This is a genomic window from Streptomyces sp. NBC_00988 (genome assembly GCF_045162645.1).
Taxonomy (GTDB): Bacteria; Actinomycetota; Actinomycetes; order Streptomycetales; family Streptomycetaceae; genus Streptomyces.
Map to the genome: position 1 here is coordinate 9,427,069 of NZ_CP108730.1, position 22,957 is coordinate 9,450,025.

The following is a 22,957-nucleotide window of genomic DNA, read 5'->3' on the forward strand; positions in this document are numbered from 1 at the left end:
GAACCCTTCGTGTCGTCTCGTAATCACAGACGATCGGAGCGTGTCATCCGGGGCACGGGCGTTGAAGGGCGTACCGCATCAATGCCCCCATGAATCCTGCATGGTCATCCTGGGCATTCGTCTCCGCCTCCCGTATGAGCGCCACCCGCCGTGGAGAGCACTCGAACTGTGCTCGACGAGCTGTTGAGCGGGAGTCGAGTGCGCACTGTGAGCATCTGCCGGGCGGACGTGCCCAGCCGGCACCGTCGATCCTTAGGAGCACCGGCGATGAGTGACCTGACAGTCGAGACGTCATCCGGACCGGTTCACGGATTTCTGGACCGCGATGTGCCGAACTGGCGCGGTGTGCCGTACGGAAGGATCGAGCGGCGGTTCCGCCCCGCGGTCCCGGTGCGGCCGGGTGACCCCGGCGAGACGACCCGGTGGGGGCCCATCAGTTGGCAGGTGCCGATCTTCTCGGGCATGTCGTGGCAGGTCGTGTACGAGGACGCGGTCGAGCAGGAGGACTGCCTCAACCTGAACATCTGGTCGCCGGCCGCCGACGGCCAGGCCCGGCCGGTTCTGGTGTGGCTGCACGCCGGTGGCCACGTGTACGGCAGCGGCAGTTCGCCGTCCATGGACGCGTGGGTCTACGCGGCCCGGCATGATGCGGTCATCATCACCGCGAACTACCGGCTGGGGCCGTGGGGCTGGCTGTATCTCGGAGACCTCGACCCGGACTTCGGCGACAGCGCCAACCTGCCCGTCCTCGACCAGATCCTGTTGCTGCGGTGGATCCGTGACAACGTCGGCCGGTTCGGCGGCGACCCCGACAACGTGTGCGTCTTCGGTGTGTCCTCGGGCGGATCGGACGTGGGCACGCTCTTGGGCGCTCCGGCCGCCCGTGGCCTGTTCCACAAGGCCGCCCTCTACAGCGGGAACGCCGAGTCCCTCGTGACGAGGGCCGAGGCGGTACGCCGTGCCGAGCGGTTCATGGCCGGGGCGGAGTCGTTGGCCACCACTCCGTCAGCGCTTGCGGCCGTGTCGAACGTGGCGCTCCGGCACATCCATCGGCGGCTCCTCAAGAGCGACGGGCGAGTGCACTACGGGCCCTTCGTCGACGGGACGGTGGTGCCCCGGCCGCCGCTGGAGTCCGTCGCCGACGGGCTCATGGCCGACGTCCCCACGCTGGTCTCGGTCACCGCGGACGAAGCCAGGGCGTACGACATCTACTCGTCGGACATGGTCGATCAGATGTACGCGGCCCGGTCCGGTCCTGATCCCGCCGCGGACCACGACGAGAAGATCGAGTTCCTCACCGAGAAGGTGTACTACGAGCCGGCCGAACGCCTGCTCACGGCGGCGCACCGGGCCGGCGGCCGGGGGTGGTGGCAGACGTTCGACTACAGCCCCACCGTCTCGCCGATCGCCCAGAACCCGCTCTTCGCCGGAAAGGCGGTACACGGTGTCGATCTGCCCACGCTGTTCATCGATCCGCACGGCTCGGAAGGCACCGATGTCGACCGCGCGGTGGGCGCCGAGCAGCAGGCCGCGCTGATGGGACTGGCGAGGGACGAGCGGCCGGGCTGGGCGCCCTGGTCCCCCGCGCGGCCCACCCGGCACCGGATCGAGCCGTAGGCGGGGCTCGGTTCAGTAGATGCCCTCGATCACGCGCTCGCCGCCGAACGTGTCGACGGGCTTCGGGCCGGCCACCGAGTCACCGATCTGACCCGGCCGGCCCGGAACCCGGACGGCGCTGTCCCGTTCGAGGTTGTTGGGCAGGAACATGCCCTTGCTGATGTGGTTCATCACGACCTGCCCGCGCTCGCCGTACGCGACGGGCTGCAGGGTCCCAGGGTCGACCACCCGGAAGGTCACCACGGGGCTGCGCGGGTCGTAGGTGATGTCCGTGTCGGCACTGAGCCCGTCACGTTCCCTGGCTCCCTCCAGGATCAGCGCGCTGTTGTACCTGCTGATCAGCCTGACGTCCGGGAAGTGCTCATGGGCGAGCTGGAACCGCTCGTCCACGGTCATGTGGGCGCCGCCCCAGAACACCACATCGATCTTGGAGTTGATCAGCTCGGCGAGCCGGGGGCGACCCGCGCACGCCCGCAACAGCGGTGGAGTGGTCACCAGCATGCCGACGTGCTGGCTCTCCAACACGTGCCCGATCTGGTCCAGCACATGCTCGACGTACGCCTTGACCTCGTCGTTCTTGCCCTGGCTGATCAGCTTCTTGACCCATCGCGGGTCGATGTCGATCGCGAACTTGAGCGTGTTCTGCCGTGCGACGACCCAGTCGTACTGGGAACCGATCTTGTGCGGCCCGGTCGGTGCCGCCACCAGGATGTTGGTCGGCTCCCGTCCGGCGAACACCGGGCCGGCGAGCATCCGGTCGAGGGCCGCCTCGATCCAGTCCGGCATCAGGATGACCCGCTTCGGCGCGCCGGTGGTGCCGCCCGTCTCGAAGACCTTCGGCATCGGCGGGTTGGGTCCGTAGCCGCGGGGGATCAGATCCTCGACGGCGATGTGCCGCAACTCGTCGACGACGTTGGGGAACATCGCCAGGTCCTCGTAGCCGCGCACGTCGTGCAGCGGGTCGAAGTCGAGCTTCTCGGCCCGCCTCAGCCAGAAGGGGGACCCGGTCTCGGCGCCGAAGTGCCAGGCGAGGGCGACCCTGAGGTAGTCGTCGGGGTCGGTCGGATGGATCGCGGGGTCCAGTGTCGCCCATTTCGGGTCCGCGCTGAGGCCGGTCACGAAATACCTCCTAGCAGTTGCATGGTCGGTCGGACATCCGCGGCCCCGGCCAGTCGACGGATCTCGTGACTGATCGACGCCGCGGTCGCGGAGTCGTAGCGGGTCCGGGCGTTGAGCGAGAACTTCAGGTCCAGCTCGCCGTCGGTCAGCGGCCGGCCCGGCCCACCCCGATTGCTGAGGCAGGCCACCTGCTCGGTCCGGCCGTCCGCGAGGTGCGCGGTCACCCTGGCCGGCAGCTGGTCGGGGAAGATCCTGGTGCACTCGGGGTCGGCGTGGCACCGCACCTTCTGGGCCAGGTCGAGCACGTCGGGACGACGGACCGCCAGGTCGGTGAAGTCGTCGACGTAGGCACCGAGACCGCCGCCGCCGACCAGTGCGGCGGCAAGGGCGTACGGGCCGGAGAACGCCGCCGCGTAGCCGGTCGTGGGGGCGGCCTTGTCGGCCGCCGGTTCGGCGATCGTGCGCAACACCGGTTCCGCCACGCCGAGTTCGACGGCGAGCACGTCGCCGGGCTTGACGCCCCGGCGCCGCAGCTCGATCGCGGCGTCGATGGCGGTGTGGGTGAAGTGGTTGCACGGATAGGGTTTGACGTGCATCTGGTCGGCGTGCCAGCGGTCGCCGAGTCCGGCGGTGACCCGCTCCGGTCGTGCGCGCTCGCCGCAGAACGCCCGGAAGAAGCCGAAGCGTCCTTCGAGGACGGTGGGCGGCCCGGTGAGCCCGGCCACCGCCAGTTGGGCCGCGGTGACCCCGCAGTGCGCCGCCCACCCGGTCTGTATCCGTTTGACCGTACCGCCGGTCCGGTTGGCCTCGATCAACCCGCTGGACATGCTGGCCGCGATGGCTCCGGCGGCGGCGATCGTGGCGGCGTCGCCGGCCAGCAGCATCGCCGCCGTCACGCCGGACCCCACCGCGCCGCAGATGCTGGTCGCGTGCTGGCCCCGGTCGAAGAAGATCGAGTTCCGCCGCTCCTCGTCGTATCCGGCCATGCCCAGCCTGATGCACACCTCGGTGCCCACCGCGACGGCGTCCAGCAGGCGCGGGCCGTCGGCACCGGTGGCCTCGGCGACGGCCAGCGCGGTGGGGACGATCGAGGCGCTGGGATGCAGCACCGACGGCAGGTGCGTGTCGTCGTAGTCCATGCAGTGCGCCAGGGTGCCGTTGACGAAGGCGGCCGAGGCGCTGGGCATGCGCTCGTCGTGTCCGATCACCGTGGCCTCGGGCAGCACCCCCCATTGGCGGGTCACGGCGAGCACCGTGTGCAGGACGGGCTGCGCCGAGCCCAGGACCATGACGCCCACGGTGTCCAGCACGGCCCGTACGGCCGCCTCCCGCCGCCTCGCCGGCAGGCCCTGTCGCGCCGCGTGCTCGGCGAAGTCGGCCACGTCGTCGATGAGTCCCCGGATCCCGCTCATCGGTCGCCGCTCACCAGGGCGAGCGGGCGCAGCGGCGAGCCGGTCGCGCCCACGATGTTCAACGGTGCCAGGACGAACGCGAACTCCGCGATGCCGCGGTCCGCGAGTTCGCCGAGCCGGAGGTGCTCGATGATGTGCGTGCCGTGCTCGACGAGCAGGATCCGGTGCACCGGCAGGGTGGCGTGACCCCGGCCCGGATGCACCTGTTCGAACGCCGAGGTGTCCGCGCCGGCCGCCACTATCCCGTGCCGGACCAGCCACTGTGCGGCGTCCGGGGTGATGCCGGGCACGCCGGACTCGATCCCGAGATAGCGCCGGGGGTCCGACCACAGGGTGCTCCAGCCGGTGTTGACCAGGCAGACCCCGCCCCGCCGCGGGCGCACCGCCGCCTGTTCCGCGGCCGCGGTCAGATCGTCCGCCGTGATCCCGTAGCCGCCGGGAAGGCGCTCCACGCCGTGCAGTCCCGCCACGTCCAGGAGCACGCCGTGGCACAGCCCGGGCCGGATCGCGTCGACACCGTGGACCGCGAACGAGCCCCCGGTCTGGGCCGACGCGGCGTCCACGCCGCCGTGCACCCTGCCGTCCTGGGACACGTGGGCGAGCGCGTCGATGTGGGTGCCGACGTGACCGCCGGTCACGATCACCTCGCTGGCCGCGGATCCGCCGTCCTCCCGGACCATGTCCCCGTGACGCCGTGACAGCAGCATGCGAAAGCCCGGGTGGTTGGGCGAGCAGGGCATTCCATTGGCCAGCGGCTGGGCGAGGTCGATCGCTTCGACACCGGCCGCCAGCGCGGCCAGCAGCGGGTCACCGGTCCGCTCCGAAGTGGCGGTCACGTCGCGTTCCCCACCAGGTCCAGGGCGTTGGCCAGCCGAAGGGTCTGCCGTGCGCTGGCGACCGCGGGCGGGCCCACCATCTTCCCCTTGCTGTTGATCACGATCGACCGGTTCTGTTCCTTGGCGAGCGCGGCTGCGGCGCAGATCTCCATCGCCTCCTCGATCTCGTGCTGCTGCGGGGTGTACACGTGGTGGATGATCGGCACCTGCGACGGGTGGATGGCCATGCGCCCGATGAAGCCGAGCCGCTTGCCGTGGATGCTCGTGGCGAGCAGTCCTTCCGGGTTCCGCGGGTCGGGGAACACGCTCTGCAGCGGGTTCGGCAGGCCGACGGCCCGGGAGACGATGATCACCCGGGTCCGGGTGGCGTCCATGGTGGCGCCGTCCATGTCGGCGTACAGATCCGCCCGGAGGTCGGACTCGCCGAGCCCCAGCATGCCGACCGACGGCGAGGCGGTGGCGAGCTGGTAGGCGTTCTCCAGCCCCCGGGCCGTCTCGATGAGCACGTGGATGACGGCCGGGCTGCCCGCCTCCCGCAGCAGCTCCGCCACCTGCCGGATCTCGCCGGGCCACTCGGTCTTCGCCAGTCGCACACCGGTGAGACCGACCCCCGCTACGGCCGGCACGTCCTGCTCGCACAGCGTGGAGCGCATCGAGTTCAGGCGTACGAAGGTCGGTTTGGGGGTGGGCCCCGACGTGATGGCTGCGGCCGTCTCCCGGGCCAGGGGCTTCTGCGGGACCGGAACGGCGTCTTCGAGATCGATGATCACGGCGTCCGCGTCGGACTCGTACGCCCGCGCGATCCGGTCCGGCTGATGGCCCGGCACATACAGGCAGCTCCGGTAGACAGGGTGCGTCACCTGCTCGTCGCTCATTTGCCCGCCGCCTCCTTCCGGGGGCGCGGCAGCAGTTCTTCGGTGTGTTCGCCGAGGCGGGGGCCGGCCCACCTGATGCTTCCGGGTGTCCGCGACAGCCGGAAGGGCACCGTCGGCATGGCCACCGTGCCCAGATCGGCGTCGGGCACCCGGGCCACCAGCGACCGCGCCCGGAACTGTGGGTCCTCGGCGATGTCGTCGACCTCGTAGATGGGCGCCACCGCCGCCTGGGCCCGCTCGAACTCGGCCAGTACGGTGTCGCGGTCGTGCGCCGAGACCCAGAGCTGGACCGCCTCGTCGATGATCTCGCGGTGCTCGGCGCGGCCGGAGCCCTGCGCGAACCACGGCTCGTCGCACAGCTCGGGCCGGCCCACCAGGCGCATGACACGTTCGGCCACCGACACCGCCGGTGCCGACACCGCCACCCACCGGCCGTCCCGGCACCGGTACACGCCACGCGGCGCGTTGTTGTTCGACCGGTTGCCCAACCGGGCCGGCTTGACGCCGAGTTGGTCGTACTCGGTGAGCTGGGCGCCCAGGGAGCTGATCAGGGTCTCGGTGATCGCGACGTCCGCGGTCTGTCCATGGCCCAGCAGGTCACGGGCGCGCAGTGCGATGAGGGTCGCGCAGGCGGCGTGCAGGCCGGCGATGGCATCGCCCAGCGGGAACGGGGGAAGCAGGGGCGGTCCGTCCGGTTCGCCGGACATGGCCGCCAGGCCGCTCATCGCCTCGGCGAGCGTGCCGAAACCCGGCCGGTTCCGGTACGGCCCGTCCTGGCCGAACGCGGTGACCCGGGTGAGGACCAACCGCGGGTTGGTCTCGGTGAGCAACTCCGGGCCCAACCCCCACCGTTCCAGCGTGCCGGGCCGGAAACTCTCGATGACGACATCGGCACCGGCCGCCAACTCCAGGAACTGTGCCGCGTCTTCGCTGTCGGCGAGGTCGAGCACCACACTTTTCTTGTTGCGGTTGAAAACCTTCCACCACAGCGGGACACCGTCCCGCGACCGGCCGAACCTGCGGAACGGGTCGCCCGACGGGTGCTCGACCTTGATCACCTCGGCACCGAAGTCGGCCAGCAGCCGGGCGGCGAAGGGCCCGGCGAGCAGAGTGGACACGTCGAGGACTTTGATTTCGGCCAACGGAAGTCGCGTATCCGTCACAGGGCACCCTCTCGACCTGGCGAAGGACATGGTCCAGTGGGCCCGATCCTCGCCATGCCGACTATGGGGAGGCTTGAGGATGCGTCGAGTGCGGGTAAAGCCGCCGGTTGGGACGGCCCGACGGGAGCGCACGGCGTGCTCGACCGTTTGCTTGCGTCAACACCCTGGCAATCGATATGCCCGTTATCTGCCTGTGCGAGTCGCCGCGGTTCCGGTGTATAAGAATCCAGGCCGGTCTCGGCGTCCCGTCGGGAATCGGCGGCACCGCCCTGGTATCTGGGGGTATCACACATGTTGGGCGATGGCGACCTGGTCGCCTGTGAGTTGAGGATCGGCGGGAGACACCGCCGCTTCACGGTCCGGCTGCCGCACGCGGCGTCGGACGACCGGCCGATGTCGCTGGTGCTCGTGCTGCACGGCAACCAGTGGAACGTCACCGGCCAGGTCATGCGCGAGTGGACGACCTTCGACAGGCAGTCCGACGTGTGGGGTTTCGCGGTCGTCTACCCGGACGGTCTCGGTGGGTGCTGGGCCGACGGCCGCGGTGTCACGGGGGCCGACGCGGCGGGTGTGGACGACGTGGCCTTCCTCCGAACGATCATCGACTGGTCGGCCGACCGGTACGGCACCCCGGCCGATCGGGCGGTGGTGGCGGGAATGTCCAACGGGGCGTTCATGGCCCACCGGTTGGCGCTGGAGGCGGGCGACCGGGTGGCGGTCGTGGCGGCCATAGCCGGGGGGCTGCCCGCGGCCCTGCTCGACACCCGGCCGACGCACGCCGTGTCCGCGCTGCTGATCCACGGCACGGCGGACCTGATCTCACCGATCGGCCCCGGCCACTCCCGACGCCGCGGACCCTGGGGCCGCCTGCGCGGCCGGACACTGTCGCTCCACGAAACGGCCGAGCACTGGCGGGCCACGAACCGGTGCCTGCCCGAAGCGGCCGAGACCCGAACCACGGAGCTCTCCAGCCGCACCCTCGCCGAGGGCGGTGTCGGTGGCACCCAGGTCGTCACCTGGACCGTGTTCGGCGGCGGCCACAACTGGCCGGGGGCGCCCACCAGATCCGAGTGGGACGAACCGACCACCCAGGAGTTCGACGGCGCCGAGGAGGTCTGCCGTTTCGCCGAACCCCTGCTCGCCTCCGCCGCCGCCCGGCGGCTCTGACCCCACCCGGCAATCGTCACGAACAAGAGAGAAACGCATGGCAGTCATGGGCAAATTACTGAAGAACAAGCGAGCGGGGCAGGACGGCCTCGCCTGGAACTCACCGAACCTGGCAAGCGAGAACACGTTCGCGCTGAGCAGTCCCGACTTCGCGAACGAGGCGACGATCCCGACCGTCCACGCCGGGAAGCGGCTGGGCGGCAAGGATCTGTCGCCGGCTCTGACGTGGGACGCGGTCCCCGCCGGTACGGCACAGCTGCTGCTGGTCATCGAGGATCCCGATGCGCCGACGGCCTTGCCGTACAACCACGGCATCGCCCTGCTCGACCCCTCGGTGACCGGACTCGCCCAGGGTGATCTCGCCGCCGAGAACCCCGTCGACGGTGTGCGTCTGCTGAGTTCAGGCTCGCGCCGCGGCTACCTCGGGCCGGCACCGATCAAGGGCCACGGCCCGCACCGTTACGTCTTCCAACTCTTCGCGCTGGCCGCTCCGTTGAAGGTCGGGAAGAGCAACACCGTGCCGGACTCCGCCAAGCCGCGCGACGTGCTGGCCGCCGCCGTCGACGTACTCGCACGCGGTCGCCTCGACGGCTTCTACGAGCGCGTCTGACCCGACACCGGATCTGCTCCCTCCTTCTGGGGAGCGGATCCGGCGTCGATCTCCGGGGCCGGGAGCGGGACCGGCCACGCCGACCGCCGACTGCGCGCGGTCGACCGGGATCGCCGGCGGCCGACTCACACGGTCCAACCGTGCTCGACCAGAAGAGAGTTGCCCCATGGCTGACCGCACCGCCGTCCAGAACTCCGAGTCACAACCGGCCGCGTTGACCCATCGGCAGATCCTGTACATCGTGTCCGGCCTGCTCATGGGCATCTTCCTGATCGCGATGGAACAGACGGTCGTCGCGACCTCGATCCGCGTCATCGCCGACGACTTCGGGGGCTACTCGCAGCAGGCCTGGGTCACCACCGCGTACCTGGTCACCTCGACGATCGTCACGCCGTTCTACGGCAAGCTGTCCGGCGTCTTCGGGCGCAAGCCGTCCTACCTGTTCGCCGTCACGGTCTTCATGGCCGGCTCGGTCGCCTGCGCGTGTGCGACGTCGATGTACCAACTCGCGGTCTTCCGGGCCGTGCAGGGCATCGGTGCGGGTGGACTGAGCGTGCTGGCGTTCACGATCCTCGGCGAGATCGTCGCACCCCGGGAACGCGCCCGGTACCAGGGCTACTTCCTGGCCGTGTTCACCGGCTCAAGTGTCCTCGGGCCGCTCATCGGCGGTTTCCTCTCGAACTCGCACACCATCGCCGGCATCACCGGCTGGCGCTGGGCCTTCCTGATCAACGTGCCGCTCGGTCTCGTGGCCATGGCCGTGGTGTACAAGGTCCTGAACATCCAGCAGGCGCGCCGCGACGGCGTGCGCATCGACTGGACCGGCGGCATGGTCCTCACCGTCACCCTGGCCCCGGCGCTCGTCGTCGCCCAGTTCGGCCAGGAGTGGGGCTGGGGATCGGTCCGGTCCGTCGTCTGCTTCGTGGTGTTCGGCGTGGGTACCCTCGTCTTCCTCTGGATCGAGAAGCGGATGAGCGAGAACGCGCTGCTGCCGCTGCGCATCTTCCGGAATCCACGGTTCTCCCAGGGCACCGTTCTCGCCTTCATCCTCGGTGCGCTGGTGCTCGCCCCGTTCAGCCTGGTGCCGCAGTACTTCCAGGTGGTCCTCGGCGCCGGACCGACCCGGGCCGGCGTCCTGCTCCTGCCGATGATCACCGGCACCATCGCGGGCGCGCTGACATCGGGTCAGATCATCTCCCGCACCGGTCAGTACCGTGTGCATTCGCTTGTCTCCGCGATCGTCACGATGCTCAGCATGTTTCTCCTGTACGCCATCGCGGGGACGGAGAACCTGCTGGTGCTGCTGCCGGTGACCTTCGCGTTCGGGCTCGGCATCGGCTGCTTCAGCCAGCCGATCACCCTGGTGATGCAGAACATCCTTCCGGCCCGGGACCTGGGCGTCTCCACGGCGGCTGCCACGTTCTTCCGGCAGATCGGGGGCACCGCGGGCGTGGCGGTGCTGCTCTCGATCTGGTTCGCCCTCACCCCGACGGCCATCGCGCACCGGGTGAACTCCGCGGTCCAGCACCCTGCCTTCCGTCAGGAACTCGCCCGGGCGGCGAACGGGACGACCGACCGGTCGGCCCGGCAGCTCGTCACGGCGCTGCGCTCCGGGAACACCGGCGCGGCGCAGGACGTGGTGCACAACACCTCCGTACTGCAGGCGCTGCCTGATTCCGTCTCCTACCCGCTCAGGCAGGCATTCGCCGAATCGATGGGCACCGTCTTCCTCGTCGCGGCGGGTCTCGCCGCGATCGGTCTCGTCGTCCTGGCCTGCTGGAAGCCGGTGCCGCTGCGCGCGAAGGCCGGTACGCAGGAGGCCGCCAAGGAACGAGCGGCAGCCGAGGGTTAGAGGGCCGGCGCCACCGCCGGCCGCGTCGGTGACCCGCCATCGGCCAACCGCGTTTCCCGGCCAAGCTGTCGGGTCCGGTTCCGCTCCCTTTCGGTGAAGTCCACATCCGACGCGATGGAGATCCTCGTAACGAGAATGCAATATCAGTAGGTCACGACCGCCCGTGAATGGAGACTTCAGGACTCTCGCACCGGACCCGAAATGGAAGTGCGTATTCCTACCCCCGTGACCACCACCGGAAACCGCCCGCCGTTCACGGCCTGACAAAATCCCCTGTACGTCGCTTCTCCGGATCACCACGGGATTTGGCCATGGGGTGTATGTACGCGGCACTGACAACTCGTTCAATATTGTCCGTAACGGTGATGGACGTATGGACGGGGAGACTTGTGCAGGGCTTACACGCGGAATCCTCAGCCGCATGGAAGGTGGTACTCATCACCGCCGCACTGCAGTGCGGAGTGGTACTGATCGGCCTGTCCGCACTGCTCGACAGAACCGCTCCGGTCACCGCGCTGGTGGCCTGGGCCGCGTTCCGGCCACCCGCGACGACCCCGCGGGCCCACACGCTGCACAGCACCGCAGAGACGTGGCGGCGCTGGTGCTGGACCGGGCTGACCGCGCAGGCGGCTCTCTCCTGTCTGCCCGTGCTGGCCTGGGGCGTCGAGTGGCCCGCCGTGGCCGGATTCGCCGCCGGGTGGGCCACGATGATCGGCGGCTCCGCCCTCACCGCGGCGTTCACCGTGGTCAGGACGGCGACCTGGCCGACGTTGCCGCACGGCGGGCCGACGCTCTACCAGGCAGCCTCCGTCGCCGTGGTGACCAGCGCCGTGGCCCTCGGGGTGATGGCATTCCTGCGCATGGCCCGGCAGCTGCGGCGGATGGACCGTGCGCGGGACATCGCGGTGCGGGCCGCCACCCACCAGGAGCGGATGCGCATCGCGCGCGACCTGCACGACCTGGTGGCGAGCCGGCTCACCATGGCCACCCTGCGCGGCGAGCTCGCCGTGCGGCGCCTGGACGGGCGGGACGAGCGTGCCCGCGCCGAGCTGCGCGATGCCATCGCACTCACCCGGGACGCCCTGACCGACCTCCGGTCGCTGGCCCACCGGATCCAGGCGCTGTCGCTCGCCGACGAACTGGAGCAGGTCCACGCCGCGCTGGCCGCGGTGGGTGTGGAGGTGACGATCCGCCGGGAGCGGTGTCCGCTGCCGGCGGAGGTCGAGAACGTGCTCGCGTCGGTGCTGCGGGAGGCGGTGACGAACCTGCTGCGGCACAGCAGGGCGGAGCACTGCCGGATCTCGGTGCGCCGCGAGAACGGCTACGTGGTCCTGGACGTGGCCAACAACGGCGTGCCGCGGGAGCGCCCGGTGTCCTCGCGGCGGCGGGGGCTGAGCAATCTCTCCGTCCGTGCGAACACCGTCGGCGGATCATGTACGACGGCCGTGACGCCCGAGGGCTGGTTCGTGCTCAGCGTGGTGTGCCCGGTGGACCGGCACGCCACGACTCTCACAGCAGCCAGCCCGCTTCCCGGGCGATACGGACCGCATCGAGACGGCTGCGCGCCCCGAGCTTCGTGATGATGCTGCTCAGGTGGTTGCGGACGGTGCCCGGCGACAACCGCGCGGCGTCGGCGACGTCCCGTACGCTGCGCCCCTCGGAAGCCCAGTGGAGGATCTCCGTCTCCCGGTGCGTGAGCGGGTTGGAGCGGCTCTCCCAGGCGGCCATCATCAGTTCGGGCGCGATGACCCGCTGGCCGCCGGCCACCTTGCGGATCGCGTCGGCGAGTTCGCCGGGCGGGGCGTCCTTCAGCAGGTAGCCCTCGATCCGGTGCTCCATCGCCTGCCGCACCGTACCGGGCATGCCGAGACTGGTGAGCAGCAGGATCCGGCAGGACGGGAGGTGTTCCCGCAGTTGTCCGGCCGCGTCCAGGCCGGTCATGTCCGGCAGCATCACGTCCAGTACGGCGACGTCGGGCCGGTGTTCGAGCGACAGGGGCAGCACCGCGCTCCCTCTCCCGGTGTCCGCGACGACGCCGAGTCCGACCTCCGCACTCAACAGGGCCCTCAGGGCTCCCCGTATCAGGTGCTCATCATCGGCGAGCAATACCCGTATCATGTACTCCCCCAATGTGACAGGAACCGGGATTCAGGTGCACGCGGCCGAGCGCATTCATGCGGCCGCGCGAATGTTCCGGAAATTGGTCAATTTTACGGAACCGATACCTCGAAGGGATTCTCGGACGACTGGGACGACTGGATCGAAAAATACATCGAGGCCGTGACTGAGGCCTTTCGATTTATCGGAACGCTTACCGTCATCGGTCGTCCTCCGGGTGCCGTTCCGCTGTGGCGTACGGGTTCTCCTGGCCTTCCCGGAGCACGCCCACGAAGGGCTCGCCCGCACCGGCGAACGTGTAGGCACCGCCCTCCATCCGTTCGATCAGGCCCCGGCACCACGCGGCCTCCGATTCCGCCGAGCGCAGCCACAGGTTCATGACCTCGCCGATATGCCCCAGCACGCCGGGACCCTCCTCGGGCAGGTAGTAGTCCGTGACGGCGGAGTGCCACTTCTCAAGTCCGTGCAGCCGCTCCTTGAGCAGGCCGACCGCCTCCTCGCGCGGCAGCTCGACGACGAAGCCGAGAGCGGCCGTGAGGACGTCCGGCCGCCGGTCGTACGCCCGCAAAGAGGCGCGCAGCAGGGACAGGAACTCCTCGGCGCCCCGCCGCGTGATCTCGTACTCCGTGCGCGGCGGGCCGCCCGCGGTGGACGGCCCGGTCTCGTGCGCGCGCAGCAGTCCCTGCCGGGCCATCTGTTTCAGAGCGTGGTAGACGGACCCGGGCTTGGCGTTGGACCACTCGTGGGCGCCCCAGTACTCAAGGTCGCCCCGCACCTGGTAGCCGTGTGCGCGGCCGTGCTGCCGTACGGCACCCAGGACGAGGAGCCGGATCGCTGACATCGACCGGTTCCCCCTCCCGGTTGTCGTACTTCGACACTCAGGTAATCAACCTTGACTAGGTTACGCACCTCCGGCGGTCGACCGCCGCTCAATAAAGAGCACGTCCGCCTCGATCCGGGTTCGAGGCCGGTGGCGCACAGTGACGGCGACATGGGCCGTCCGCCGGGCGGGCCGACTCCTCCGCCAGACCGGAGAGCATCGTGCGCATCATCGACCTGTCCTCCCCGATCGACGCCGACGGGTGGGAACCCGACCCCGTCCGCCACGAGATCATGTCCCCCGCCGAGGGCGCCCGCCACATGAGCGAGGAGATGAAACAGCACTTCGGGCTCGACTTCGACCCGACCGACCTGCCCGACGGCGAACTGCTCTCCCTGGACACGCTGACCCTGACCAGCCACACCGGCACCCACGTCGACGCGCCCTCGCACTACGGCTCGAAGGCGACGTACGGGACCCCCCGGCACATCGACCGGATGCCGCTGGACTGGTTCCTGCGGCCGGGCCTGCTCCTCGACGTCTCCGACGTCGGCACGGGCGTCATCGGCTGCGACCGGATCAAGGCCGAACTCGACCGCGTCGGCCGCGAGCCCGAGCCGCTGGACATCGTGCTGCTGCGCACCGGCGCCGCGCGGCACGCCGGAACCCTCAGCTACTTCACCGAGTTCGCCGGCCTCGACGGGCCCGCCACCGAGTTCCTGCTGGACCTCGGCGTGCGGGTCATCGGTACCGACGCCTGGAGTCTCGACGCGCCCTTCACCGACATGATCCGCCGCTATCAGGAGAGCGGAGACACCTCCGTCCTGTGGCCGGCGCACTTCGCCGGACGGCGCACCGAGTACTGCCAGATCGAGCGGCTGGCCCATCTGGAGGACCTGCCGGGGCCGACCGGCTTCCAGGTCTGCTGCTTCCCCGTGAAGATCAGGAACGCGGGTGCCGGCTGGGCCCGCGCGGTGGCGCTCGTGGACGAGTGAGCCGCGCGGGCCCGACTCCGCCGCGGGTCGAGCGGGGTTTGAGGGCACCGGCTCATGGTCGGGTGACAGCAGGGCGCCGGCCGTAGAGGCGCCGAGGTCGCAGGAACGACCCAGCAGAGAGGACGTACCGTGCACATACAGCGCTCCCGCCACTCCCGTCCGGAGGCCCGCCGTGCGGCGGGGCGGGCGGGCGGCCCCCGATGAGCAGGCGTGTGGCAGTCACCGGAATCGGGGTCGTCGCCCCCGGCGGGAGCGGCGGGACCAAGCCGTTCTGGTCACTGCTGACCGAGGGGCGCACGGCCACCCGCGCCATCTCGTTGTTCGACGCGTCCTCGTTCCGCTCCCGGGTGGCCGCCGAGGTCGACTTCGACCCGGTCGCCTCCGGCCTGCGACCCCAGGAGATCCGGCGCATGGACCGCGCCGCGCAGTTCGCCGTCGTCGCCGCCCGCGAGGCGGTGGCGGACAGCGGACTGGAGCCCGCCCAGCGGGACCCGCACCGCACCGGTGTCACGATCGGCAGCGCCGTCGGCGCCACCATGGGCCTGGACAAGGAATACGCGGTGGTCAGCAACGGGGGTACCGGCTGGCTGGTCGACCACTCCTACGCCGTTCCCCACCTGTTCGACTACTTCGTGCCGAGTTCCTTCGCCAGGGAGGTGGCCTGGGCGGTCGACGCGCAGGGCCCCACCGCCCTGGTCTCCACCGGCTGCACCTCCGGGCTCGACTCGGTGGGGCACGCGGTGGAGATCATCAGGGAGGGCGGCGCGGACGTCATGGTGGCCGGGGCCACGGACGCCCCCATCTCACCCATCTCCGTCGCCTGCTTCGACGCGATCAAGGCGACCACACCGCGCAACGACGACGCGGCCCATGCCTCGCGCCCCTTCGACCGGACCCGCAACGGGTTCGTACTGGGCGAGGGCGCGGCCGTGTTCGTCCTGGAGGAGCTCGGGCGGGCCCGGGCCCGCGGGGCCCATGTGTACGCCGAGATAGCCGGGTTCGCCTCGCGCAGCAACGCTTATCACATGACAGGGCTGCGCGCGGACGGCGCCGAGATGGCGGAGGCGATCCGCGCCGCCCTCGACGACGCCCGGACCGCCCCCACCGACATCGGCTACGTCAACGCCCACGGCTCGGGCACCAAGCAGAACGACCGGCACGAGACCGCCGCGTTCAAGCGCAGCCTGGGCGAGCACGCGCACGACGTCCCGATCAGCTCCGTGAAGTCGATGATCGGTCATTCGCTGGGCGCCATCGGTGCCCTGGAGATCGCCGCCTGCGCCCTGGCCATCGAGCACGGAGTGATCCCCCCGACCGCGAACCTGCACGAGCCGGATCCGGAGTGCGACCTGGACTACACGCCCCTGACGGCGCGTGAGACGCGGGTCGACACGGTCCTCACGACCGGCAGCGGCTTCGGCGGATTCCAGAGTGCCATGGTGCTCACCCGGCCGGATCGGCGGACCGTATGAGCAGCCCCGCGCCCCCCGTCTTCACCGGCATCGGCGTCACGGCGCCCAACGGGCTGGGCACCGCCGCATGGTGGCGGGCCACACTGGCGGGTGAGCACGGCATCCGCCCGGTGTCCCGCTTCGACGCCTCGGGCTATCCGGCGACGCTCGCCGGCGAGGTGCCGCGCTACGAGCCCGAGCAGCACCTCCCCAACAGGCTGCTGCCGCAGACCGACCACATGACCCGGCTCGCCCTCACCGCCGCCGACGAGGCGCTGGCCGACGCCGAGGTGGACCCGGGCCAACTGCCGGAGTTCGCCGCCGGCGTGGTCACCGCGGCGTCGGCCGGTGGGTTCGAGTTCGGCCAGCGGGAGCTGCAGGCCCTGTGGAGCAAGGGCGGCCAGTTCGTCAGCGCCTACCAGTCCTTCGCCTGGTTCTACGCCGTCAACACCGGCCAGATCTCCATCCGCAACGGTCTGCGCGGGCCCAGCGGAGTCCTGGTCACCGAGCAGGCGGGCGGTCTCGACGTGGTGGCCCAGGCCCGCCGCCAACTGCGCAAGGGCAGCCTTCTGATGGTGACGGGCGGGGTGGACGGTGCCGTATGTCCCTGGGGCTGGATGGGGCATCTGGCGAGCGGCCGGATGAGCACCGCCGACGAACCGGAGCACGCGTACCTCCCGTTCGCCGGTGGAGCCCGCGGGCATGTGGCCGGCGAGGGCGGGGCGATCCTGATCCTGGAGGACGCCGCCGCGGCCCGCGCGCGAGGCGCCCGGGTGTACGGCGAACTCGCCGGGTACGCCACCACGTTCGACCCGGCTCCGGACGCGGACGGTGAGCCCGGACTGCGCCGCGCGGTCGAACTCGCCCTGGACGACGCCGGGCTCGGCCCCGGCGACATCGACGTCGTGTTCGCCGACGGCGCCGGCGTGCGGGACCTCGACCGGCAGGAGGCCGACGCGCTGTCCCGCGTCTTCGGGCCGCGCGGCGTTCCGGTGACCGTCCCGAAGACGATGACCGGCCGACTGCTGGCGGGCGGAGCGGCCCTGGACCTGGCGGCGGCGCTGCTGTCGGTCCACGAGGGACTGATCCCACCGACGGTGCATGTGGAGCGGCCCGCGGAGGACTGTCCCGTCGACCTGGTCACCGCCCCACGTCCCGGCCGGGTGCGCGCCGCCCTGGTGCTCGCCCGCGGCCACGGCGGGTTCAACGCTGCGACGGTGGTGACCGGGGAAGGCCGGAACGCCCCCGCTCGGCACGGCTGACGGCCTCGGCGCCGCCTGCCCGCCGACCTGTGCAGCACCCGAACTCCCCTGAAGTACTTCGACCTTGGAGAGGTGTCCCATGGCAGAGATATCCCTTGACCAGCTGACCCGGCTGCTGCGCGAGTGCGCCGGCGAGGCGGAGGGGGTGAACCTGGACAGCGACGTCCTGGACCTCACCTTCACCGACCTCGGCTACGACTCCCTCGCGATGCTGGAGGTGTCCGGACGCATAGAGCAGGAGTACGGCATCTCACTGCCGGACGAGGTCGTCACCGACGCCCCGACACCGCGCCAGTTCCTGTCGTACGTCAACGAGGGCCTGGGCACGGCGGCCCGTCCGGCGTGACGGACGGGCCGCACGGCGGTGGGGCGGGGCACCGAGGTGCCCCGCCCCACCGCGTTCCGACGACGACCGCGCCTACGGCCTCGGCAGGTCGTCACGGTGGATCCGGCGGTCCTTCACCAGCCATACGCCGTCCCGGTGCACCAGCACGTCGTCGCACGTACTGCTCGACCGGATCTCGGGGGTGCCGTCACGCGGCGTCTCGACCACCAGGGCATAGCTGCTGACCAGCAACTCCTCGCCGCTCCTGGGCTCGATGGACAGCATGCCCAGCCAGTGGCGACGCTGGATGCCCCGACGGGCGTAGTCGTCCACGGCGGCACGCGCGGCGGTCGCGACGGCGGCGCGGCCCACGACCGGCTGGGGAAAGGCGTTCGCGGCGAAGACGCCGTCGGCGGTGAACGTGTCCGCCCAGTCCTCCGCCCTGCCGTCGTCCAGCAACCGCATCTGCCGTGCGTAGAACTGGTGGATCAGCTGGTACAGGCCGGTGGGACCGGAGTCGGTGGACACCGTCTGGGCGATCGACATGCTGGTTCCTTCCTGATCGGGCCACGGGTGGCCGGACCGCGCGCTCCGCGGCGCGGGCCTCACGAGAGTCGTCCACCCGGCTCCAGCCCTCCTCGACACGGGCTTGAGGCGAGCCGTCGGGTGTCCAGCGGTGTTCGACCTCGGTTCGAGCAGCCGGGGCCACGGTGAAACCCGACATCACCGACCACGGGAGTGCTGAGCATGGCGAACGACGAACGGCGGGTCGCCCTCGTCACGGGTGCCACCAGCGGCATCGGGCTGTCCGTCGCCCAGGACCTCGCCCGCACGGGCCTGGCCGTCTTCCTCTGCGCCCGCGACGCGGACGCCGTGAAGGAGACGGTGGAGCAACTGCGGGCGGCCGGGCACGAGGCCGACGGCACGTCGTGCGACGTACGGGACAAGGCCGCCGTCCAGGCGCTGGTGGAGTCCGCCATGAGCGCGTACGGCCGTGTCGACGTCCTCGTCAACAACGCCGGCCGGGGCGGCGGCGGGGTCACGGCCGACCTCCCCGACGAGATCTGGTACGACGTGATCGACACCAACCTCAACAGCGTCTTCCTGGTCACCCGGGAGGTGCTGAAGCGGTCCGGTATGCAGGAGCGCGGCTGGGGCCGCGTCATCAACATCGCCTCCACAGGCGGCAAGCAGGGCGTGGTGCTCGCGGCGCCCTACTCGGCGTCCAAGCACGGAGTGATCGGCTTCTCCAAGGCGCTCGGCAAGGAGCTCGCGCCGACCGGTGTCACCGTCAACGCCGTGTGCCCGGGTTATGTGGAGACGCCGATGGCCCAGCGTGTGCGCGCGGGTTACGCCGCCGCCTGGGACACCACAGAGGACGACATCCTGCGGCAGTTCCAGGCCAAGATCCCGCTGGGGCGCTACTCGACGCCGCAGGAGGTGGCCGGTCTGGTCGGCTACCTGGCGACCGACTCCGCCGCGTCCATCACGGCCCAGGCGCTGAACGTCTGCGGTGGCCTCGGCAACTACTGATCCCCGGCAGGCCGGGACGAGAGGGAGGGTTCGACGTGTCCGAAAGCCACCACACCCTGCACACCACCGAGATCGACGCCCCGGCACGGGTGGTCCACGACATCATCGCGGACGTCACGCGCTGGCCCGTGTTCTTCGCGCCCAACATCCATGTGGAGCACCTGGAACAGGGCGAGCGCACGGAACGCATCCACATCTGGGCCACGGCGGGCGGCGAGGTGAAGCAGTGGACCTCGCGCCGGGACCTCGACCCGCAGACGCACACGGTCCGGTTCCGGCAGGAGGTGTCGGCCGCGCCGGTCGCCTCGATGGACGGCACCTGGTGCGCGAAGGCCCTGTCCGCGTCGCGGACCAGGCTGGAACTGCACCACGACTTCACCGTGGTCGACGACGCCCCCGAGCACGTGGCCTGGGTACGCGCCGCTCTGGACGGCAACAGCGACGCGGAACTCGCCGGCATCAAGCGGGTCGCCGAGCGGCACGACGAGATGGACACGCTGATGTTCGCTTTCGAGGACACGGTGCACATCGCGGGCGAGGTCGGCGACGTCTTCGACTTCCTCCACCGCGCCGACCTGTGGCCGCAACGCCTGCCGCACGTGACCCGGCTCGATCTGACCGAGGACGAGCCGGGCGTGCAGGTCATGGCCATGGACACCAAGGCCGCAGACGGTTCGGTGCACACCACCGAGTCGGTCCGGGTGGTGCGCGGCGCCGACCGGATCGTCTACAAGCAGACGACGGTGCCCGCGCTGATGACCGCGCACACCGGAAGCTGGACCCTCGTGCCACGGGACGGCGGAGTGGACGCCACCTCGCACCACACCGTCGTCGTCAAGCCCGAGGCCGTCGAGGCGGTACTCGGGGCGGGCCGCACCGTGGCCGACGCCAGGGCCTACATCCACCGTGCCCTGAGCACGAACAGCAAGGCGACCCTGGGCCACGCCAAGCAGTACGCCGAGGAGCGCCGGGCCGCGTGAACGACTTCCCCCAACAGCACAAGGAGACTGGTCAGATGGGTGGTCCGCACTTTTCCGACGCGATGCGGCGCACGCTCGCCCACTACACGCACATGCGCCGTGAGGAGCCCGTCAGCCATGACCCCCGGTCCGGCCGGTGGCAGGTGTTCCGCTACGCGGACGGTCTGCGGGTGATGCAGGAGGCCGAGACGTTCTCCAACGACATGAGCGAGTTCATGCCCTCGGTGGAGGAGCTCGTCGCGTTCCAGAAGGGCAACTTCCAGAACATGGACATGCCCAGGCACCGGGAGCTGCGCGGCCTGGTGAGCCAGGCGTTCACTCCCCGGTTCGTGGAGAGCCTGGAGCCGCGCATCGGGGAGGTGACCCGGCGACTGCTGGACGCCGCTGAGGAACGCGGCGACACCATCGACATCGTCTCCGACCTCGCCCACCCGCTGCCCGTCACGGTGATCGCCGAGGTGATGGGGCTGCCCCGCGAGGATCACGGCCTGTTCCGCAAGTGGGCGTACGCCCTGCTGGTGGACAACGGTGTGGACGCCATCCGCAGCGAGGAGGGCGTGGCCGCGATGGCCCCGTCCATCCGGGAGATGAACGACTACCTGGGCAGCCATGTACGCCGGCACCGCGCCAGGTCCGGCGACGGCCTGATCCACGACCTGATCCGGGCCGAGGCCGACGGCCGACGGCTGGACGACCAGGAGATCGTCGGCTTCCTCGGCCTGATGCTCATCGCCGGATTCCTCACCACCAGCGCACTGCTCGGCAACGCCGTGCTGTGCCTCGACGAACACCCCAAGGACACAGCGGAGTTGCGCAAGGACCCCGGTCTGTTGCCCTCCGCCATCGAGGAGGTGCTGCGCTACCGTTCACCGCTGATCTGGCTCGACCGCAGGGCCGCCCGCGACACCCGGCTCAGCGGCCACACGGTCCCCGAGGGAGCTCTGGTGAGCGTCGCCCTGGTGTCGACGGCCCGGGATCCCGAGGCGTTCCCCGACCCCGACACCTTCGACATCGCCCGGCGCCCCAATCGCCATCTGTCGTTCGGCAAGGGCGCCCACGTGTGCCTGGGCGCACCGCTCGCCCGCCTGGAGGCGCGCGTGGCACTGACCGAACTCCTCACCCGCTACCCCGACTTCGCCGTGTCCACCACGCAACCACCGCAGTTCCACGACCCGGAGGGACTGCAGGCACCCAGCCGACTGCCGTTGCGGGTCACCCGCATCGCCGGCACCCCGGTTCGTTGACCGCACGGGACACCTGGCCCTTCGCGGGTCAGCGCGTCCTCCCCGCGGCTTTGTGACGATCTTCCGGGCAGCGGGGCTCTGCCCGATCGAACGCCGGATCCACCGGGCTCCCCGGAACCGTCCAGGCCGTTGGGCTCGCTCGTACTGGCCGAACAGAGTTCTGGAGGAGGCTCTTCCAGGTGCCGCTGCGCTACGGCCGAGAGCAGGAGTGCCGTAATTCGGTGGCGTCGCGGCTCGTGCACCTTCTAGGGTCGGTGCAGTTGGAGCGGCAACCGTGTGTTGCCGCAGGTGACTTGGTTTGTGCTGCGGGAGGTGTGACCGATGGCTGTCTCTGTGATGGGCCCTGCCCGCCTTCAGAAGTGCATCAAGTCCACCTCCGTGGCCACCGGCTGACCTTCCTCTTCCACCGCGCCCATGTGCGCGCGCCGGGGCCACCCTGTGAAGGGTCTCCCTTGACTTCCAGCTCTGCTTTTCTCGCGCTCGCCCGCTACGGCTGGGACGACGCATGGGCGGACGAGTTCGCCCACCACGACGCCGAAGGACTGCTGGCCGGCCGGGTCGTCCGGGTCGACCGCGGGCAGTGCGACGTCGTCACCGCCGACGGCACGCTGCGCGCCGACACCACGTTCGTCACCCCGAACGACCCGCTGCGCGTCGTCTGCACCGGCGACTGGGTCGCCGTCGAACCCGCCGGCAACCCGCGCTACGTACGGACGTATCTGCCGCGCCGTACCGCCTTCGTGCGCTCCACCTCCTCCAAGCGGTCCGAGGGGCAGATCCTCGCGGCCAACGTCGACCACGCGATCGTCGCCGTACCGCTGACCGGGGACCTCGACCTCGGCCGTATCGAACGGTTTCTCGCGCTCGCGTGGGAGTCCGGTGCCCGGCCCGTGGTCGTGCTGACCAAGGCCGATCTCGTGCCGGACGCGGTGACGTTGTCGTATCTCGTCCAGGACGTGGAGACGGCGGCGCCGGGCGTGCCGGTGCTCGCCGTCAGCGCCGCCACCGGGGACGGGATCGACGTCCTCGCCGCGGTCGCCGCCGGCGGTACGTCCGTGCTGCTCGGGCAGTCCGGTGCGGGCAAGTCGACGCTCGCGAACGCGCTGATCGGCGAGGACGTGATGGACGTCCAGGCGACGCGTGACGTCGACGGCAAGGGCCGTCATACGACCACCACGCGCAACCTGCTCGCCCTGCCGGGTGGTGGGGTGCTGATCGACACGCCGGGGCTGCGCGGTGTCGGGCTGTGGGACGCGCAGACCGGGGTCGGGCAGGTCTTCGCCGAGATCGAGGAACTGGCGGGGCGGTGCCGCTTCCACGACTGCGCCCACACCGCCGAACCTGGTTGCGCGGTGCTCGCCGCCCTCGACTCCGGCGAACTTCCCGAACGCCGGCTCGACAGTTACCGCAAGCTCATGCGCGAGAACCAGTGGATCGTCGCCAAGACCGACGCCCGCGCCCGCGCCGAACTGCGCCGCGACTGGAAGCGGAAGGGGGCGGAGGGGAAGGCGGCGATGGAGGCGAAGCGCGGCCGCTGGGCTTAGAGCCTGTCCGGCGGTCCATCCCAGCCCGGTACCG

21 protein-coding genes are annotated in these 22,957 nt (G+C 70.5%); 13 read left to right on the plus strand and 8 right to left on the minus strand.

Annotation, left to right across the window (positions count from 1 at the left end; all coding sequences use genetic code 11):
• The first annotated feature begins 267 nt into the window (after positions 1 to 267).
• Positions 268 to 1,617 (plus strand): carboxylesterase family protein, encoded by a 1,350-nt coding sequence (locus tag OG496_RS42685; protein WP_366492981.1) that lies wholly within the window; start codon positions 268 to 270, stop codon positions 1,615 to 1,617.
• A gap of 12 nt (positions 1,618 to 1,629) precedes the next feature.
• On the opposite strand, the gene OG496_RS42690 is transcribed toward OG496_RS42685, so the two are convergent.
• Genes OG496_RS42690 through OG496_RS42710 form a run of 5 tightly spaced genes read right to left on the minus strand, consistent with a single transcriptional unit; the run spans position 1,630 to position 7,052 of the window.
• Positions 1,630 to 2,736, minus strand: coding sequence for a phenazine antibiotic biosynthesis protein (locus OG496_RS42690; protein WP_405974682.1), 1,107 nt, complete (start codon positions 2,734 to 2,736; stop codon positions 1,630 to 1,632).
• Entirely contained in the window at positions 2,733 to 4,148 is a 1,416-nt protein-coding gene (locus tag OG496_RS42695) for an MmgE/PrpD family protein (protein WP_405974683.1), read from the minus strand. Before OG496_RS42695 ends, OG496_RS42690 begins: the two co-directional genes overlap by 4 nt.
• The gene (locus tag OG496_RS42700; RefSeq protein WP_405974684.1) at positions 4,145 to 4,984 is read right to left on the minus strand and encodes a cyclase family protein; all 840 of its coding nucleotides are present in this window, start codon (positions 4,982 to 4,984) and stop codon (positions 4,145 to 4,147) included. The genes OG496_RS42695 and OG496_RS42700 overlap by 4 nt, the downstream gene beginning before the upstream one ends.
• A complete protein-coding gene (locus tag OG496_RS42705) occupies positions 4,981 to 5,859 on the minus strand; it encodes an HpcH/HpaI aldolase/citrate lyase family protein (protein WP_405974685.1) in 879 nt (292 codons plus the stop codon). The genes OG496_RS42700 and OG496_RS42705 overlap by 4 nt, the downstream gene beginning before the upstream one ends.
• Positions 5,856 to 7,052 carry a CaiB/BaiF CoA transferase family protein gene (locus OG496_RS42710; protein WP_405974686.1) on the minus strand — a complete coding sequence of 399 codons (1,197 nt, stop codon included), beginning with the start codon at positions 7,050 to 7,052 and terminating at the stop codon, positions 5,856 to 5,858. Before OG496_RS42710 ends, OG496_RS42705 begins: the two co-directional genes overlap by 4 nt.
• A 261-nt stretch (positions 7,053 to 7,313) precedes the next feature.
• Between OG496_RS42710 and OG496_RS42715 the strand changes: the two genes are divergently transcribed.
• The 4 genes from OG496_RS42715 (at position 7,314) to OG496_RS42730 (ending at position 12,231) form a co-directional block, all read left to right on the plus strand.
• The gene (locus tag OG496_RS42715) at positions 7,314 to 8,189 is read left to right on the plus strand and encodes an alpha/beta hydrolase family esterase (protein ID WP_405974687.1); all 876 of its coding nucleotides are present in this window, start codon (positions 7,314 to 7,316) and stop codon (positions 8,187 to 8,189) included.
• A 37-nt stretch (positions 8,190 to 8,226) separates the two neighbouring features.
• Positions 8,227 to 8,799 carry a YbhB/YbcL family Raf kinase inhibitor-like protein gene (locus OG496_RS42720; RefSeq protein ID WP_405974688.1) on the plus strand — a complete coding sequence of 191 codons (573 nt, stop codon included), beginning with the start codon at positions 8,227 to 8,229 and terminating at the stop codon, positions 8,797 to 8,799.
• Between the two features lie 166 nt (positions 8,800 to 8,965).
• A complete protein-coding gene (locus OG496_RS42725; protein ID WP_405974689.1) occupies positions 8,966 to 10,651 on the plus strand; it encodes an MDR family MFS transporter in 1,686 nt (561 codons plus the stop codon).
• A 428-nt stretch (positions 10,652 to 11,079) separates the two neighbouring features.
• Positions 11,080 to 12,231: a sensor histidine kinase gene (locus OG496_RS42730; RefSeq protein ID WP_405974690.1), complete on the plus strand. Its 1,152-nt coding sequence runs from the start codon at positions 11,080 to 11,082 to the stop codon at positions 12,229 to 12,231.
• On the opposite strand, the gene OG496_RS42735 is transcribed toward OG496_RS42730, so the two are convergent.
• Positions 12,161 to 12,769 (minus strand): response regulator transcription factor, encoded by a 609-nt coding sequence (locus tag OG496_RS42735; protein ID WP_366492971.1) that lies wholly within the window; start codon positions 12,767 to 12,769, stop codon positions 12,161 to 12,163. The two genes, OG496_RS42730 and OG496_RS42735, sit on opposite strands and share 71 nt — an antisense overlap.
• A 199-nt stretch (positions 12,770 to 12,968) precedes the next feature.
• Positions 12,969 to 13,610, minus strand: coding sequence for a PadR family transcriptional regulator (locus OG496_RS42740; RefSeq protein WP_366492970.1), 642 nt, complete (start codon positions 13,608 to 13,610; stop codon positions 12,969 to 12,971).
• A 200-nt stretch (positions 13,611 to 13,810) separates the two neighbouring features.
• Between OG496_RS42740 and OG496_RS42745 the strand changes: the two genes are divergently transcribed.
• The 4 genes from OG496_RS42745 (at position 13,811) to OG496_RS42760 (ending at position 17,643) form a co-directional block, all read left to right on the plus strand.
• Positions 13,811 to 14,584: a cyclase family protein gene (locus tag OG496_RS42745; RefSeq protein ID WP_405974691.1), complete on the plus strand. Its 774-nt coding sequence runs from the start codon at positions 13,811 to 13,813 to the stop codon at positions 14,582 to 14,584.
• A 200-nt stretch (positions 14,585 to 14,784) separates the two neighbouring features.
• On the plus strand, positions 14,785 to 16,056 hold the full coding sequence (locus OG496_RS42750; RefSeq protein ID WP_405974692.1) for a beta-ketoacyl-[acyl-carrier-protein] synthase family protein: 1,272 nt from the start codon (positions 14,785 to 14,787) through the stop codon (positions 16,054 to 16,056).
• Positions 16,053 to 17,297, plus strand: coding sequence for a ketosynthase chain-length factor (locus OG496_RS42755; protein ID WP_366492967.1), 1,245 nt, complete (start codon positions 16,053 to 16,055; stop codon positions 17,295 to 17,297). Before OG496_RS42750 ends, OG496_RS42755 begins: the two co-directional genes overlap by 4 nt.
• A gap of 79 nt (positions 17,298 to 17,376) precedes the next feature.
• Entirely contained in the window at positions 17,377 to 17,643 is a 267-nt protein-coding gene (locus tag OG496_RS42760) for an acyl carrier protein (protein ID WP_366492966.1), read from the plus strand.
• A 72-nt stretch (positions 17,644 to 17,715) separates the two neighbouring features.
• Here the strand turns inward: OG496_RS42760 and OG496_RS42765 are convergent, their stop codons facing one another.
• Positions 17,716 to 18,168: a nuclear transport factor 2 family protein gene (locus OG496_RS42765; protein ID WP_366498150.1), complete on the minus strand. Its 453-nt coding sequence runs from the start codon at positions 18,166 to 18,168 to the stop codon at positions 17,716 to 17,718.
• A 201-nt stretch (positions 18,169 to 18,369) separates the two neighbouring features.
• Between OG496_RS42765 and fabG the strand changes: the two genes are divergently transcribed.
• The 4 genes from fabG (at position 18,370) to rsgA (ending at position 22,923) form a co-directional block, all read left to right on the plus strand.
• On the plus strand, positions 18,370 to 19,155 hold the full coding sequence (gene fabG, locus OG496_RS42770; RefSeq protein ID WP_366498149.1) for a 3-oxoacyl-ACP reductase FabG: 786 nt from the start codon (positions 18,370 to 18,372) through the stop codon (positions 19,153 to 19,155).
• Between the two features lie 35 nt (positions 19,156 to 19,190).
• Positions 19,191 to 20,135, plus strand: a complete 945-nt coding sequence (locus OG496_RS42775; RefSeq protein WP_405974693.1) for an aromatase/cyclase — start codon at positions 19,191 to 19,193, stop codon at positions 20,133 to 20,135.
• Positions 20,132 to 21,379 carry a cytochrome P450 gene (locus OG496_RS42780; protein WP_405974694.1) on the plus strand — a complete coding sequence of 416 codons (1,248 nt, stop codon included), beginning with the start codon at positions 20,132 to 20,134 and terminating at the stop codon, positions 21,377 to 21,379. The genes OG496_RS42775 and OG496_RS42780 overlap by 4 nt, the downstream gene beginning before the upstream one ends.
• A 452-nt stretch (positions 21,380 to 21,831) precedes the next feature.
• On the plus strand, positions 21,832 to 22,923 hold the full coding sequence (gene rsgA / locus OG496_RS42785; RefSeq protein ID WP_405974695.1) for a ribosome small subunit-dependent GTPase A: 1,092 nt from the start codon (positions 21,832 to 21,834) through the stop codon (positions 22,921 to 22,923).
• The last annotated feature ends 34 nt before the right edge of the window (positions 22,924 to 22,957 follow it).

Coding starts and splice junctions, on each gene's coding strand:
- OG496_RS42685 (WP_366492981.1), top strand. CDS start 268: ATGAGTGACCTGACAGTCGAGACGTCATCCGGACCGGTTCACGGATTT.
- OG496_RS42695 (WP_405974683.1), bottom strand. CDS start 4,148: ATGAGCGGGATCCGGGGACTCATCGACGACGTGGCCGACTTCGCCGAG.
- OG496_RS42705 (WP_405974685.1), bottom strand. CDS start 5,859: ATGAGCGACGAGCAGGTGACGCACCCTGTCTACCGGAGCTGCCTGTAT.
- OG496_RS42710 (WP_405974686.1), bottom strand. CDS start 7,052: ATGTCCTTCGCCAGGTCGAGAGGGTGCCCTGTGACGGATACGCGACTT.
- OG496_RS42715 (WP_405974687.1), top strand. CDS start 7,314: ATGTTGGGCGATGGCGACCTGGTCGCCTGTGAGTTGAGGATCGGCGGG.
- OG496_RS42720 (WP_405974688.1), top strand. CDS start 8,227: ATGGCAGTCATGGGCAAATTACTGAAGAACAAGCGAGCGGGGCAGGAC.
- OG496_RS42725 (WP_405974689.1), top strand. CDS start 8,966: ATGGCTGACCGCACCGCCGTCCAGAACTCCGAGTCACAACCGGCCGCG.
- OG496_RS42735 (WP_366492971.1), bottom strand. CDS start 12,769: ATGATACGGGTATTGCTCGCCGATGATGAGCACCTGATACGGGGAGCC.
- OG496_RS42740 (WP_366492970.1), bottom strand. CDS start 13,610: ATGTCAGCGATCCGGCTCCTCGTCCTGGGTGCCGTACGGCAGCACGGC.
- OG496_RS42750 (WP_405974692.1), top strand. CDS start 14,785: ATGAGCAGGCGTGTGGCAGTCACCGGAATCGGGGTCGTCGCCCCCGGC.
- OG496_RS42755 (WP_366492967.1), top strand. CDS start 16,053: ATGAGCAGCCCCGCGCCCCCCGTCTTCACCGGCATCGGCGTCACGGCG.
- OG496_RS42760 (WP_366492966.1), top strand. CDS start 17,377: ATGGCAGAGATATCCCTTGACCAGCTGACCCGGCTGCTGCGCGAGTGC.
- OG496_RS42765 (WP_366498150.1), bottom strand. CDS start 18,168: ATGTCGATCGCCCAGACGGTGTCCACCGACTCCGGTCCCACCGGCCTG.
- fabG (WP_366498149.1), top strand. CDS start 18,370: ATGGCGAACGACGAACGGCGGGTCGCCCTCGTCACGGGTGCCACCAGC.